This window comes from Pandoraea sp. ISTKB, from assembly GCF_001721285.1.
In the GTDB taxonomy this organism is placed as follows: domain Bacteria; phylum Pseudomonadota; class Gammaproteobacteria; order Burkholderiales; family Burkholderiaceae; genus Pandoraea; species Pandoraea capi.
In genome coordinates, this window is sequence record NZ_MAOS01000037.1 from 39,666 (window position 1) to 54,445 (window position 14,780).

Sequence of the window (14,780 nt, forward strand, 5' to 3'; positions counted from 1 at the left end):
GAGACCGGCAGGCCGGATTCGGCGGGCCTGCTAATTAATATATGTAGTAAATCGCGAAGGGCGGTAAGTGGCGCTTCGATCGCCCCTGCGATTTCAGGCGGGCAGGGCGCTGTGCACGGGTTTTCCGCTGGGGCGGAGCATCGCCGGGCTGGTGCGCAGCATGTCGAAGAAGCCATCGACCACGGCGTCGCACTCCACACCGAGATCGTAGTCGGGCAGGAACAGCCAGTCCGACATCATGCCGACCACAAGCGCGTGCAGCATGATGGCGGCGCGGCGGGTGTCGAGGGCTGCGGGCAACTGGCCGCGCTCGATGGCGCGCTCCATGTCGCGCATGATGCGCTGCTTGCCGTCGGCGCAGGCTTCGCGCTGGCGCTCCAGCACCGAGAGCATCTCGTTCGTGTATTCACATTTGTGGAACAGAATGTCGAGCACACGGCGGCGGCGTTCGTTGCGCGCGGTTTCCTTGAGCACGAGCTTGCAGATTTCGTGCATGCGCTGCATCGGATCGCCGTTCTCCGGCTCGGTGCATTCTTCGTCGATCATGCGCTCCATCGGCAGGCGGATGCGATCCGTCATGGCGTTGAAGAGATCGATCTTGTTCTTGAAGTGCCAGTAAATGGCGCCGCGGGTCAGGCCGGCGGCTTCGGCGATGTCGGCGAGCGACGTACGCGACACGCCTTTCTGGGCGAACACCGTCTCGGCGGTATCCAGCAACAGATTGCGGGTCTCGATCGCTTCTTCTTTCGTTCTGCGGGCCATCGTCGTGTCACAGGGCGAGCGCCGGAGGGCGCCGGGATTTGTGAAATGTCATGTAAACCGCGCCACACTATGGTGCGACGCAATGTGATTTACATACATTCATGAATGTATCTATAATAGCAGCCGCTTGCTCTATTGCACAGGGACCATTTAAGCTGCCTCCTCTAAGGGAAAACTCCCTGACCGGGGCAAGCGATTTGACCAAGGCGCACCGCCTGAATCGATGTTAGGTGCGCCAGTCGGGGTCGCCTGATGTCCCGGAGCCTGTTCGACGATCTCAAACGAGTGCCAGCGTGCGCGGTGAATGCCGCGCCCGGGGACGTCTTGTTGGCCCGCCTGACGGGCTTGTCTCCGATGGCCCGCTCACCCGGGCCTTTTGGCATTCGCCGCCCGCCTTTGTGCGACGGGATTGCGGACCGGCCTTCGCCGTCGCAATCGTCGCAACGTATTCGTCATTTTGTTTGACCGCATTCCATTTATCGGGGGCGTATATGCACGTCAAGAGAAGTTCACTGGGGATGGTCACTGCCGTCGCACTCGCGGTATTGACCCTGGCCGCGTGCGGCAAGAAGCCGCAGCAGCCGCAGGGCATGGTGCCGGAAGTCGGCGTCGTGACACTGCAACCCCAGAGCGTCACGCTGACGACCGACCTGCCTGGCCGCACCGCGCCCTACCGCGTCGCCGACGTGCGTGCGCGTGTCGACGGTATCGTGCTCAAGCGCGATTTCACCGAAGGCGGTGACGTCAAGGCCGGCCAGCGTCTGTACAAGATCGATCCGGCAACGTATCAGGCCGCATTTGAGAATGCCAAGGCAACGCTCGCGAAGGCCGTGGCGAATCAGGCATCGACCAAGCTGCTGGCCGATCGCTACAAGCAACTGGTCGCCGTCGAAGCCGTGTCGAAGCAGGATTACGACAACGCGGTGGCCTCCGCGCTGCAAGCCGACGCCGATGTGCAGGCCGGCAAGGCGGCCGTCGATACGGCGAAGATCAACCTCGGCTACACCGACGTGCCGGCGCCGATCTCGGGCCGCACCGGTCTGTCGCAGGTGACCGAAGGCGCTTACGTGCAGTCCGGCGCCGCCACGCTCATGACGACTGTGCAGCAGATCGACCCGATGTACGTGGACGTGACGCAATCGGCCGCCGACGGCCTGCGTCTGCGTCGTGCACTGGCTGACGGCAAGCTCCAGAGCGCGGGCAAGAACGCCGCGAAGGTCGAGCTGACGCTGGAAGACGGCACGACGTACCCGCTCGAAGGCAAGCTCCAGTTCTCGGACATCACGGTCGATCAGACGACCGGCTCGGTGACCGTGCGCGCCATCTTCCCGAACCCGAACCGCGAGTTGCTGCCCGGCATGTTCGTGCACGCCAAGCTCCAGGAAGGTGTGAAGGACGGTGGTCTGCTGGTGCCGCAACAAGGCGTGACGCGTGACCAGAAGGGTCAGCCCACGGCGCTCGTCGTGAACAAGGAAGGCAAGGTCGAACTGCGTCAGCTGGTGACCGACCGCGCGGTCGGCGACAAGTGGCTGGTGAGTTCGGGTCTGGCGGCAGGCGATCAGGTGATCGTGTCCGGTCTTCAGAAGGTGCGCCCGGGCGCGCCCGCGAAGGCAGTGCCCGCGCAGTTGCCGGGTGCTCAGGCGCAGGCGCCGGCAGGTGCGAGCGCACCGGCCGCCGCGAGCGCAGCGCAGGCCGACGCCGCCTCTGGCGCCAAAGCCCAATAACGCGGAGCCTCATTCATGGCAAAGTTTTTTATCGATCGCCCGATCTTTGCTTGGGTGATCGCCATTGTCATCATGCTGGCCGGCGCGCTTTCGATTCTGAAGCTGCCGGTCTCGCAGTACCCGCCGATCGCACCGCCGTCGGTGCAGATCACCGCGACCTACCCGGGCGCTTCGGCGCAGACCGTGCAGGATACGGTCACGCAGGTGATCGAGCAGCAGATGAACGGTATCGACCACCTGGAATACATGTCGTCGACGTCCGACGGCTCGGGTACCGCTCAGATCACGCTGACGTTCGCGCAAGGGACGAACCCGGACATCGCGCAGGTGCAGGTGCAGAACAAGCTGCAACTCGCCACGCCCCTGCTCCCGCAGCAGGTGCAACAGCAGGGTATCAAGGTGGCCAAGGCGACCAAGAACTTCCTGCTGGTGATCGGCGCGTATTCCGATGACGGCAACATGACCGACATCGACCTGGCGAACTACATTGCCGCCAACGTGCAGGATCCGATCAGCCGTGTGAACGGCGTGGGTCAGGTCCAGTTGTTCGGTTCGCAATACGCCATGCGCGTGTGGGTCGATCCGCAGAAGCTCAACGGCTACAACCTGACCGTCATCGACGTCTCGAACGCCATTCAGGCGCAGAACGTGCAGATCTCGGCCGGTGAGCTGGGTGGCGCGCCTGCGGTGAAGGGCCAGCAGCTCAACGCGACTGTGACGGCCCAAAGCCGTCTGCAAACGCCGGAGCAGTTCCGCAAGATTCTGCTCAAGGTCAACAAGGACGGCTCGCAAGTGCGTCTGGGTGACGTGGCGCGCATCGAGCTGGGCGGTGAGTCGTATCAGGTGGTGGCCCGTTACAACGGCAAGCCTGCCGCCGGTCTGGCGATTACGCTGGCCACGGGGGCGAACGCGCTGCAAACGGCAACCGCCGTCAAGCAGCAGGTCACCGAGCTGGAGCCGTACTTCCCGCAGGGCATGAAGGTCGACTATCCGTACGACACCACGCCGTTCGTGAAGATCTCGATCGAGGAAGTGATCAAGACCCTCATCGAAGGTATCGTGCTCGTGTTCCTGGTGATGTATCTGTTCCTGCAAAACCTGCGGGCGACGATCATCCCGACGATTGCCGTGCCGGTGGTGCTGCTCGGTACGTTCGGCATCATGGGTGCCGCAGGCTTCTCCATCAACACACTCTCGATGTTCGGCCTTGTGCTGGCCATCGGTCTGCTCGTCGACGATGCCATTGTGGTGGTCGAAAACGTCGAGCGGGTGATGGCCGAGGAGGGGCTCAGTCCGAAGGAAGCGACGAAGAAGGCGATGGATCAGATCGTCGGCGCGCTGGTGGGTGTGGCGCTGGTGCTCTCGGCGGTGTTCGTGCCGATGGCGTTCTTCGGCGGCTCGACGGGCGCCATCTATCGTCAGTTCTCGTTGACGATCGTGGCGGCCATGGCGTTGTCGGTGCTGGTGGCTATCGTGCTCACGCCGGCCATGTGCGCGACGATCCTCAAGCCGATCAAGAAGGGCGAAATCCACGAGAAGCGCGGCTTCTTCGGCTGGTTCAACCGCAAGTTCGACAGCGGCTCGAAAGCGTATCAGGGTCAGGTGGAGCGTTTGCTCAAGCGCACCGCGCCGCTCATGATCGTCTACGTCGTGATCGTGGCGGCGGTGGGCTTCCTGTTCGTGCGTATGCCGACGGCGTTCTTGCCGGACGAAGACCAGGGTTACTTCTTCAACCTCGTGCAATTGCCGCCGGGCGCGACGCAGGAACGTACGCTCGACGTCATGAAGCAGGTCGAGAAGCACTACCTCGAGAAGGAAAAGGATTCGGTTCGTTCGATCTTCACGGTGACGGGCTTTGGCTTTAACGGCCGCGGTCAGAACGTGGGTCTGGCGTTCACGATGATGAAGCCGTGGGAAGACCGTCAGGCGTCCGACCTCAAGGTGCAGGCGGTGATTGCGCGCTCGTATCAGGCTTTCGCCAGCGTGAAGGACGCCATGATCTTCGCCATCAATCCGCCGTCGGTGCCGGAACTCGGTAACGCGGGCGGTATCGACTTCGAGTTGCAGGATCGCGCAGGCCTCGGCCACGACGCGCTCATGGCGGCTCGGAATCAGATGCTTGGCATGGCGGCGAAGAACCCGAACCTGGCGAACATGCGTCCGAACGGTCTGGACGACACGCCGCAGTACAAGGTCGATGTCGACGAAGAAAAGGCTTCGGCACTGGGCCTGTCGATCTCCGACGTGTACCAGACGCTGTCGGCCTCGTGGGGTTCGTCGTACGTGAACGACTTCATCGACCGCGGTCGTGTGAAGAAGGTGTACGTGATGGCGGAACCGAAGGACCGGATGCTGCCGCAGGACATCAACAAGCTGTACGTGCGTAACGCCAGCGGGACGATGGTGCCGTTCTCGGCCTTCGCCACCGGCAAGTGGACTTACGGCTCGCCGCGTCTGGAGCGTTACAACGGTGTGCCTGCCGTGGAAATTCAGGGTATGCCGGCACCGGGCAAGTCGTCGGGCGACGCGATGAAGGCTGTCGAAGAGATCGCGAAGCAACTCCCGCCGGGCATCGGTCTGGAGTGGACGGGTCTGTCGTTCGAAGAGCGCATCTCGGGTCAGCAGGCACCGGCGCTGTACGCGATCTCCATCCTGATCGTGTTCCTGTGTCTGGCCGCGTTGTACGAAAGCTGGTCGATCCCGTTCTCGGTGATTCTGGTGGTGCCGCTGGGTGTGCTGGGTGCACTGCTGGCCGCAACGCTGCGCGGGTTGTCGAACGACGTGTACTTCCAGGTGGGGCTGTTGACGACGGTGGGTCTGTCGGCGAAGAACGCGATTCTGATCGTGGAATTCGCCAAGGATCTGCAAGAGCAGGGCCGCACACTGATGGAAGCGACGATGGAAGCGGTGCGACTGCGTCTGCGCCCGATTCTGATGACGTCGATGGCGTTCATTCTCGGGGTGCTGCCGCTGGCGATCTCGAACGGCGCCGGTTCGGCTTCGCAGCACGCGATCGGTACGGGCGTGATCGGCGGTATGTTGGCCGCCACGTTCCTCGCGATCTACTACGTGCCGGTCTTCTTCGTGCTGGTGCGCAAGCGCTTCGCACACGAGGATCTGGATACGGTGGAGCATCCGGAAGCACGTCATGAAAAACCGGACGCAACCGACGGCCCCGCCAAGGAAGGAAACTGACCTATGAAGCACAAAGCATTGCCGATTGCCTTGGCGGCAGCGTTCCTGGCAGGCTGTACCCTCGCGCCGCACTATGAGCGGCCCGAGGCGCCGGTTGCCACGTCGTTCCCCACGGGCCCGGCTTACAAGACGCCCGCAGCGGCGAACCAGAACGGCGCCACCGACAGCAATGTCGTGGCCGCCGAGCTGGGCTGGCGTGAGTTCTTCGCCGATCCGCGTCTGCAAAAGCTGATCGAGATCGCGCTGGAGAACAACCGCGATCTGCGTGTCTCGATGCTCAACGTCGAAGCCGCACGTGCGCAGTACCAGATCCAGCGCTCGGCGCTGCTGCCCTCGGTGGGGGCAGCAGGTCAGGCGTCGGTTCAGCGCTCGCCGGCGGATCTGTCGTCGTCGGGACGTGCCGGCATCAGCCGCAGCTATCAGGTCGGCGTGGGCTTCACGTCGTACGAACTCGATCTGTTCGGTCGTATCCAGAGCCTGAAGGATCAGGCGTTGGAGACGTATCTGGCGAGCGAGGACACGGCCAAGGCAGCGCACATCACGCTCGTCTCGGAAGTGGCGACGGCATATCTCACGTGGCTGGCCGATCAGGAACTGCTCAAGCTGACGTCCGACACGCTCAAGAGTCAGCAATCGTCCTACGACCTGACCAAGCGCAGCTTCGACGTGGGTACGGCCTCCGGGCTGGATCTGCGTCAGGCGCAAACGCCGGTCGATACGGCGCGGGCGAACTTCGCGCAGTACACGCGTCAGGTGGCGCAGGACGAAAACGCGCTGGCGCTGCTCATCGGCCAGCCGTTGCCGGCCGATCTGCCGCCGGCACGTCCGCTCGACGGGCAGGGCCTGCTGGCCGATCTGCCGGCCGGGTTGCCGTCGGATCTGCTGCTGCGTCGTCCGGACGTGACCGCCGCCGAGCACACGCTCAAGGGCGCCAACGCCAACATCGGTGCTGCGCGTGCCGCGTTCTTCCCGTCGATTTCGCTGACGGCGAATGCGGGCACGGCGAGCGCGTCGCTGAGCAACCTGTTCAAGGGCGGGCAGGGTGCCTGGTCGTTCGCACCGACCATCACGCTGCCGATCTTCGCGGGCGGGCAGAACATCGCCAACCTCGATTTGGCCAAGGTGCAGAAGCGCATCGAAGTCGCCAACTACGAGAAGGCGATTCAGACGGCGTTCCGCGAAGTGTCCGACGGGCTGGCCGCACGCGGCACGCTCGACGATCAGATCGCCGCGCAGGAATCGCTCGTGAAGGCGAGCGACGAGAGCTACAAGCTCTCGGACTTGCGCTACCGCAACGGCGTGGACAGCTACCTGAACGCGTTGGTCGCACAACGTTCGCTGTACTCCTCGCAACAGACGCTGATTGCAACGCGTCTGGCGCGTTGGACCAACCTCGTCACGCTGTACAAGGCGCTTGGCGGCGGTTGGGAAGAGCGCAGTGTGCCGGCGAATGCGGGTGCTGCGTCAGCGCCATCGGCATCGTAACGACTCGGTGACACGGCGAGACGTGAGGCTGCTCGGATTCATCTGATGGGTTCGATGAGTCTGGCAGGACCGAATGTCTCGCTGCGATGGAAAGCTTGTGAATCGAAACGCCCGGCAATGCCGGGCGTTTTGCATTGGTGCGTCGTGTGGGCGAAGGCCTGCACACGATCGCGCTACGCACACACGACCCACACGCTACGCACGTGCCGAGATTCCTTGAAAAATCGATTCAGTTCCCGAGAGGTTTAGACGCGGGCTTCTACGCTGGCCCCTACCTTGCGTAGGCCATCGTCGCTATCCTTGATCGCGTTGTATTCGCAACACCCCGAGCGTGGAGGAATGTGCGCATGTGCCTTGCCGGGCATCGCCGTTCGTCACGCGGGACACTTATAAGCTGACTGTTTTTCAGGGAGAGACACCATGAGCGATCTTCAAGCCCGCTTCGACGAAGCGGTAGCCCAATCCAAGACGCTGCCCGAACGCCCCGACAATCTCACGCTGCTGCGCATCTATGCGCTGTTCAAGCAAGGCACGGAAGGCGACGTGACCGGCTCCCGCCCTGGTGCGATGGATTTCGTTGCACGCGCCAAATTCGACGCCTGGGAAATGCTCAAGGGCAAGTCGAAAGACGAAGTGCAGCAGGCTTACGTCGAACTCATCGAATCCCTCAAGGGATGATGGCGACGCGTCACGTGGCGTGCTTCGCGCGTTGCGTGACGTAGCGGTATTGCCGCAATGTCGCGCATTCAGTGCACTCGTGCGACATGCCAGAAACGGCGACTTCGGTCGCCGTTTTTTTATGGGCGCGTGAATAGGCGTTGGCGCCACCCGGTCACGTTGTGTCTGAAGAATGCGGTGGCCCATAACGGGGTGGGTTTTGCGGTGGTGTCCGATTGGCTCGGTGGCATGGGTGCGCGACGATGGAGGCGTCGTCAACGATCAACGAGATGAGGAGTCGCACCATGCAGCAGGATCGTCACTACATGATGCTTATGACCGGGCAACACACGTCGCGCGACGCAAGAATCGATCGGCGGATAGCGCGTGTGCGTGAGCTACCGCAGCGGCAAGCGGGAGGGCCTGCGCAGGGCGAGGCGCGCAAGCGGTTGCGATTGCGGGTGAAGCGAGGCGAACGATCACGTGCGCTAGCGGCTTCCGAGAACGCCTCGCGCGCCTTGCATCGTGCGCAGCCGACTCGCCGTCGACGTGCTGTGCGCGGCGCAGCGCTACTCGATGTGATGTTCACGCTGACCGTACTCATGGCTGGCGCGCAGGGGTTTGCGCACTGGCAGGCGGCTGGTGGAATGTCGTCTCAGGCGCTTGTCACATCGCCCAAGGTGGTCGCGATGGCAATGCCGCCATCGGGCACCGATGGTGGACGTCATTCATGACGACGCAGCATCGCCGATTTCCACTGATGGGGCGAAAGCGTCATGCTCGTGGCTTCACGCTGCTCGAATGGGTGATCGCCATGCCTTTGGGGATATTGATCGTGATGGCAGCCACGGCGATCTATCTCGCGGGTATCCGGCTGTGGCGCGTGCAGGCCGAACGATACGACGTGAATGAGCGGGCCAGCTTTGCATTGACGCAACTCTCACGCGCGGTCGCCATGGCAGGTTACCGAAACTGGGATCCTACCGAGGGCCAGATCCGTCCGCTAGGCGACGCAGGCAAACGCGACTGGACGTCATTGCGCGCGAGCGCCGAGTGTGCGAGCACGGTGGATACGTGCCCGAGGCGCGGCTGGCAGGGAAGCTCGATTCTCGAGGTGCAATTTCACGGCGCGGGATTTGGCGACGACAGCGACAATGGCAGCGGCGCGGTGCAGAATTGCGCAGGCCTGAACGTCAGGGCGCGTAGTAACGGCGACAACCGTAACGTCAGCATCTTCTACGTCGACAAGGGAGAGGATGGGATTCCCTCGCTGTTCTGCCGCTATGGCGAGCGCGCGGGGCGCTTTACGGATCTGCGTAAAGCGCAGGCGTTGGTCATCGGTGTGGAAGCAATGTATATCCGGTTGGGCGTCCGGGCAGGTGGGACCGGGCCGCTGCGCTGGATGTCGCCGGTCAAGAGCGCGCGCCGCAAACCCCCGAACCCGCCGATGGGTGCCGGTGGCTGGGAGAACGTGAGCGCCGTGGCATTTTCGCTGGTGCTGCGCGGTGCGCCACGCGCGGGTGGCAAGCAACGTGTCGGGCGCTCGGTCGAAGTCTTCGACGATGACACGGGAGGCCGCGAATACAAGTGGCTCTCCAATGCGGGCAATGTCCACTTGCACGTTTTCAATGCGGTGGCTTATCGGCGAAACGACGGCGGTGTGGGAGAGGAGGCGACGTGGTTGGCGTCTTCATGGTGATGTGGCTGGCGGCACTCATGGCGCTTGCGGCGTCGGGCATGCAGCATCGCGAGATGGCGACTCGCTTCGTTGCGTACACGAATGACCGCATGGTGGCGTTTGCTGCGGCGGACAACGCGCTAGTGGTGGCACGAGAGCGTTTGGTGCATGGCGCGCAAGCGTCCGAGATTGCGGCGCTGAGCGAATGGGATGCCGGACCGGGCGACGTCATCGCCGCGAGTTATATCACTGACTACCGAGAGCCGAACCGTGCGGCCGGATGGGGAAAGGTCGACTGGAATGGCCGTGACGTCGTGCGGATGGACAATGCGCGTTACTTCATCGAGCGAATTGCCTTTACCGGCGGGTATCCCGATGCCGGGTTGGCAAAGGTGGCGAGGGAGTCACCGATACGTCGCTATCGGATCAGTGCGATGGGGTGCGCCAAGTTGCCGGGTACGCGGGTCTTTCTGCAAGCGATCTACGAGGTGAAAGCGCAGTCGGTGCGTCGGGATGAAGCCAGCGCAGCGGCCAGGTCCTACGCGTCGCGTTTGCTGAACTGGCGCGAGGTGGCGGCATGGCACGACAGTTCGGCTGTGAAAGCCGTGCCGGGGCGTCGACGTGAGCATTGCGATGTGTAGCGCACGAACGATGCGCGGCGTGACATTGATCGAGTGTCTCGTGGCGATGGCGATCATGGCCGTCGCGCTATTGGCGGTTGCGCCCTCGATCGAAGCGGTGCGGCGTCGTGTCGGCGTGGACATCACGGCACGTGCCTTTATGGCAGCGATGCAGACCGCGCGAGGGGAAGCGATGGGACGACATCGCCAGATCGCCTTTGCGCCACACGACGGCGCGAGTCTGAGCGGCGGATGGATCACGTTCGTCGACGAGAATCGAAATCATCGCTTCGATGACGGCGAGCCGTTGCTAAGTCGTTACGCGCCGCTTCCGCAAGGCGTGTCGATCGACGTGAGATGGGGGCTGTACTACACGGAGGGGCTTGCGCTTTCGGAGAGCGGCTTCGTGGGGACCGAAGTGCGCAAACGGCTGTCGGGCACGGTGCGAATCAGCGGGCACGACCGACGTATCTGCATCACCATCAACGCGTATGGACGCGCGCGCTATGCAAAACGTTGCGACGCATAGTTGGTAGAAGTCAGTCTCGACGGAAATCGAAAGAGGGAGGCGGTGACACGGGCTCGCGACCTAAGCGAAGCACGGGAGGTTTCTTCGTCGAGTCAGTATCGAAGGAAGTCGAGAGAGGGAAGCGGCGATACGGGGGGAGTGACTCAAGTGGGGCGCGAGATGTTTCTTTGTCGAAACGGGCTTAACCGGACTTGCATCATCGATGTCCGCTCGACGGGCACGATGGCCCGGCGAGCGTGACGTCATACGATTACATCAACGGCGGCGTACCGCGATCGCTGCCTTTGGCATTGGCTACTGACGATGCGGTTGTCGCACCGTCGTTCGCCGTTGCGGCACCTTCCGGTACCTTGGCTTGCGACGCGGACGATTTCGTCGATTCGTGCCAGAGCTTGACGCCTTGCCAGGCGAGCACGCCGAGCGTGCCCCACTTGAGGCCGCGTCGGGCAATGCGACCGACGGGCGTATGCGAAAGCCCCGTCAAGGCAATCGAGGCGACCGAACTGACGAGCGGGTAGCGTTCGAGCAGGCCACCGAGCTTGAGGCCGGAATTGGCGAGACCGCCGAGACCGGAGAAGTTCGCGAGGCCGCCGGGCAGCAGATAGCGAACCCAGCGGAAGTTGCGCAGGCGTTCGCGCGTGACGTGCGAGGCCTGTATCAGCTCGGCGCGCTCGACCGCGATGCGCGTGAGCACGAGCTCCTTGCGAATGGCAAGCAGGTCATGACGCGAGCGTCGCGATTGTCGCGGGCGGCGTGAACGTTGTGGATGTTCCAACGGCACGGGCAGATCTCCTTCAGTCCGGACGCAGCGCGTCGCGGTCCTTTTCGAATTCGGCCAGTGTGGCTTCGAACGGCATCGGGGCATCGCGCAGGATGTTGCGCGCACGCGTGGCGCACCAGCCAGCGAGCAGGAGATACACGATGAAGATGCCGGTCATGGCCTGGAGGCGATAGGTGTCCCAGAAGATGACGATCACCAGCGCGGTCAGCGACACGAGGGCGAGAACGCCGAAGAGCATCGCGGCGAGACCGAGGAAAGCCACGCCCATCAGGCGTTCCTTTTCTTCGGTCAGTTCGATACCGATGAGTTCGATGCGCGACTGTACGATCTCGAGCAACGCACCGGCGAGGCGCCGCAGCGAAGGCCGCGGCGGGGTCGTGCGATCATTGTCGGTCATGGGCTGGTCTGGGCGGCCCACCCGACCCGTCGCACCGGTCAGGCAGGCTCCGCCTCGGCAGAGTAGACGAGAGAGTGACTTGCGTCGGCGAAGCTTACTTGCGGTTGAGCAGCAGACCGATCACCACGCCGATACCGGCCGCGATGCCAACGGCTTGCCACGGATGATCGTGCACGTAGTCGTCGGTTGCCCGCGCGGCTTGCTTGCTCTTCTCCACGACGACGACCTGAACGTCCGAGGCTTTTTCCTTGGCTTGCTTGAGCAGCGTCAGGGCGCGGTCGCTCAGTTCGGAAGCGCGCTCACCGGTCGTGTTGGCAGCTTGCTTGAGCAGATCTTCTGCGTCGGCCAGTACGGATTTGATATCGGTCATGAACTTCTCCTTGTTGGTGGGCACTTGCGACATAGTCATTACGCAATTCTGGGAGGAGAATGCGTAAGAGAGATGCTGCGGGTACGGGGGATATGGGGCTTATCGTACCGCTTTCAATGCGTCGTTGCCAGAAAACAACACCCTGTCTGCGGTATATTTCGAATCGTTATTTGGAACAAATTTTTTATTCGTTCTGACTAAGCTTAGCATCCTTTAGTCTTGTTCCCACTGAGTGAAAGGTTCTCAAGGAGACCGTCAATGACATTGCGTTTGGGTGATATCGCTCCCGACTTCGAGCAGGATTCGTCGATCGGTACGATCAAGTTTCACGAGTTCCTTGGCGATGGCTGGGGTGTCCTTTTCTCGCACCCGGCCGACTACACGCCGGTGTGCACGACCGAACTCGGTCTGACCGCAAAGCTCAAGGGTGAGTTCGAAAAACGCAACGTGAAGGCCATCGCGCTGTCGGTGGACGATGCCGAATCGCACAAGGGCTGGATCAGCGACATCAACGAGACGCAGAACACCACGGTCAACTTCCCGATCCTGGCCGATAAGGATCGCAAGGTCTCGCAGCTGTACGACATGATTCACCCGAACGCCAGCGAAACCGTGACGGTGCGTTCCCTGTTCGTGATCGACCCGAAGAAGAAAGTGCGTCTGACCATTACGTACCCGGCAAGCACGGGCCGTAACTTCGACGAAATCCTGCGTGTCATCGATTCGCTGCAACTGACCGACAACTACTCGGTTGCAACGCCGGGTAACTGGAAAGATGGCGAAGACGTGGTGATCGTGCCGTCGCTCAAGGACGAAGCCGTGCTCAAGGAGAAATTCCCGAAGGGCTACAAGGCTGTACGTCCGTACCTGCGTCTGACGCCGCAACCGAACAAGTAAGCCAGCCGGTCGCAAGACATACGTAAGTACGCCGGGGATCCGGTACGTAACGCTCTCGACGTTCACGACGTTACGCACCGGTATCCCGGTCGAAAAAAATGCCAGCTCGATGAGCTGGCATTTTTGTTTGGTACGCGCCGTCACTCGTGGGATTGACGGCCCGCGGCATGCGGCGCGAGAACGGCGCGTACCAGACAACTCTGGCGATGCACCGAACCGGATGTCTCCGGCACCCGCCGGGGAGGACTCGGAAGCCCACCCCTTGCTCGTGCCGTCTGCCCCGTTCAACGCATCGAGATCATCACTCCCCGGTCGGATCGTTGCGACTGCGACCGATCGACCGGCAGGGCGGCGCGATCAGAAGAACGCCTGAATGCCCGTCTGCGCACGGCCGAGAATCAGCGCGTGAATGTCCTGCGTGCCTTCGTACGTGTTGACCACTTCGAGGTTCACGAGATGGCGGGCGATACCGAATTCGTCCGAGATACCGTTGCCGCCCAGCATGTCGCGGGCGAGGCGGGCGACATCGAGTGCCTTGCCGCACGAGTTACGCTTCATGATCGACGTAATTTCGACGGCGGCCGTGCCTTCGTCCTTCATGCGGCCCAGACGCAGGCAACCTTGCAGGCCCAGCGTGATTTCCGTCTGCATGTCGGCCAGCTTCTTCTGAATCAACTGATTGGCGGCGAGCGGGCGACCGAACTGCTGGCGGTCGAGCACATATTGACGCGCCATGTGCCAGCAGAATTCGGCGGCACCCAGTGCGCCCCATGCGATACCGTAGCGCGCCGAGTTCAGGCACGTGAACGGACCTTTCAGACCGGAGACGCCCGGCATCAGATTCTCTTCCGGCACGAAGACCTGATCCATCACGATCTCGCCGGTGATCGATGCCCGCAGGCCGACCTTGCCGTGAATCGCCGGTGCCGACAGACCCTTCCAGCCCTTCTCGAGAATGAAGCCGCGGATCTTCTCCTCGCCGTTCTCGTCGGCGAGCTTGCCCCACACGACGAAGACGTCGGCGATCGGCGAGTTCGTGATCCACATCTTGCCGCCGCTCAGCTCGTAGCCGCCAGCGACCTTCTTGGCACGCGTGGTCATACCAGCCGGATCCGAGCCGTGGTTCGGTTCGGTCAGGCCGAAGCAGCCGATCCACTCACCGCTCGCGAGCTTCGGCAAATACTTCTGCTTTTGCGCTTCGCTGCCGAATTCGTAGATGGGCACCATCACCAGCGACGACTGCACCGACATCATCGAGCGATAGCCCGAGTCCACGCGCTCCACTTCACGCGCGATCAGACCGTAAGCCACATAGTTCAGACCGGGGCCGCCGTATTGTTCCGGAATCGTCGGGCCGAGCAGACCGATTTCGCCCATCTCGCGGAAGATCGCAGCGTCGGTGCGCTCATGACGAAACGCTTCGAGCACGCGCGGCGCGAGCTTGTCATTCGCATAGGCTGCCGCAGCATCGCGGATCATACGCTCGTCGGTGGTGAGCTGCGCGTCGAGCAACAGCGGATCTTCCCAATGAAACTGTGCATTGCCTGCCATGGCCCTTCTCCTCCATTCAACTTGACGGAAGTTCCGCAATGCGGAACAATGTTCTGAAATCGAAGTTAGTTTAACACTAAAGTTTTTTGCCCGGCAACGGCCAGTGCGTGCACTGGCCGAAGCTGTTGGTGATG

The 14,780-nt window shown here is 62.3% G+C and carries 14 protein-coding genes; 9 read left to right on the forward strand and 5 right to left on the reverse strand.

Annotated features, from left to right (window positions below):
* Positions 1–93: 93 nt before the first annotated feature.
* A complete protein-coding gene (locus A9762_RS14200; RefSeq protein WP_069342655.1) occupies positions 94–762 on the reverse strand; it encodes a TetR family transcriptional regulator in 669 nt (222 codons plus the stop codon).
* 491 nt (positions 763–1,253) lie between these two features.
* Here A9762_RS14200 and A9762_RS14205 point away from each other — a divergent pair, with 491 nt between their 5' ends.
* From A9762_RS14205 to A9762_RS14240, 8 genes are all read left to right on the forward strand, one after another.
* Positions 1,254–2,486 (forward strand): efflux RND transporter periplasmic adaptor subunit, encoded by a 1,233-nt coding sequence (locus A9762_RS14205; RefSeq protein ID WP_069342656.1) that lies wholly within the window; start codon positions 1,254–1,256, stop codon positions 2,484–2,486.
* A gap of 15 nt (positions 2,487–2,501) precedes the next feature.
* Complete coding sequence (locus A9762_RS14210) at positions 2,502–5,681, forward strand: efflux RND transporter permease subunit (RefSeq protein ID WP_069342657.1); 3,180 nt, start codon at positions 2,502–2,504, stop codon at positions 5,679–5,681.
* A gap of 3 nt (positions 5,682–5,684) precedes the next feature.
* Positions 5,685–7,166 (forward strand): AdeC/AdeK/OprM family multidrug efflux complex outer membrane factor, encoded by a 1,482-nt coding sequence (adeC, locus tag A9762_RS14215; RefSeq protein WP_069342658.1) that lies wholly within the window; start codon positions 5,685–5,687, stop codon positions 7,164–7,166.
* A gap of 420 nt (positions 7,167–7,586) precedes the next feature.
* The gene (locus tag A9762_RS14220) at positions 7,587–7,844 is read left to right on the forward strand and encodes an acyl-CoA-binding protein (RefSeq protein ID WP_069342659.1); all 258 of its coding nucleotides are present in this window, start codon (positions 7,587–7,589) and stop codon (positions 7,842–7,844) included.
* Positions 7,845–8,128: 284 nt separating this feature from the next.
* Positions 8,129–8,557 carry a hypothetical protein gene (locus tag A9762_RS14225; protein WP_139133222.1) on the forward strand — a complete coding sequence of 143 codons (429 nt, stop codon included), beginning with the start codon at positions 8,129–8,131 and terminating at the stop codon, positions 8,555–8,557.
* Complete coding sequence (locus tag A9762_RS14230) at positions 8,554–9,522, forward strand: PilW family protein (RefSeq protein ID WP_069342661.1); 969 nt, start codon at positions 8,554–8,556, stop codon at positions 9,520–9,522. Before A9762_RS14225 ends, A9762_RS14230 begins: the two co-directional genes overlap by 4 nt.
* Positions 9,501–10,142, forward strand: a complete 642-nt coding sequence (locus A9762_RS14235; protein WP_139133223.1) for a pilus assembly protein — start codon at positions 9,501–9,503, stop codon at positions 10,140–10,142. The genes A9762_RS14230 and A9762_RS14235 overlap by 22 nt, the downstream gene beginning before the upstream one ends.
* A gap of 10 nt (positions 10,143–10,152) precedes the next feature.
* The gene (locus A9762_RS14240; RefSeq protein WP_069342663.1) at positions 10,153–10,650 is read left to right on the forward strand and encodes a GspH/FimT family pseudopilin; all 498 of its coding nucleotides are present in this window, start codon (positions 10,153–10,155) and stop codon (positions 10,648–10,650) included.
* Positions 10,651–10,900: 250 nt separating this feature from the next.
* Here the strand turns inward: A9762_RS14240 and A9762_RS14245 are convergent, their stop codons facing one another.
* The 3 genes from A9762_RS14245 to A9762_RS14255 form a co-directional block, all read right to left on the reverse strand.
* Entirely contained in the window at positions 10,901–11,431 is a 531-nt protein-coding gene (locus A9762_RS14245; RefSeq protein WP_069342664.1) for a DUF3318 domain-containing protein, read from the reverse strand.
* A gap of 13 nt (positions 11,432–11,444) precedes the next feature.
* Entirely contained in the window at positions 11,445–11,828 is a 384-nt protein-coding gene (locus A9762_RS14250) for a phage holin family protein (protein ID WP_069342665.1), read from the reverse strand.
* A 94-nt stretch (positions 11,829–11,922) separates the two neighbouring features.
* A complete protein-coding gene (locus A9762_RS14255; protein WP_069342666.1) occupies positions 11,923–12,231 on the reverse strand; it encodes a YqjD family protein in 309 nt (102 codons plus the stop codon).
* A 225-nt stretch (positions 12,232–12,456) separates the two neighbouring features.
* Here A9762_RS14255 and A9762_RS14260 point away from each other — a divergent pair, with 225 nt between their 5' ends.
* Positions 12,457–13,095, forward strand: coding sequence for a peroxiredoxin (locus tag A9762_RS14260; RefSeq protein WP_069342667.1), 639 nt, complete (start codon positions 12,457–12,459; stop codon positions 13,093–13,095).
* A gap of 357 nt (positions 13,096–13,452) precedes the next feature.
* Here the strand turns inward: A9762_RS14260 and A9762_RS14265 are convergent, their stop codons facing one another.
* Positions 13,453–14,646 (reverse strand): acyl-CoA dehydrogenase, encoded by a 1,194-nt coding sequence (locus A9762_RS14265; protein WP_069342668.1) that lies wholly within the window; start codon positions 14,644–14,646, stop codon positions 13,453–13,455.
* Between the last annotated feature and the right edge of the window lie 134 nt (positions 14,647–14,780).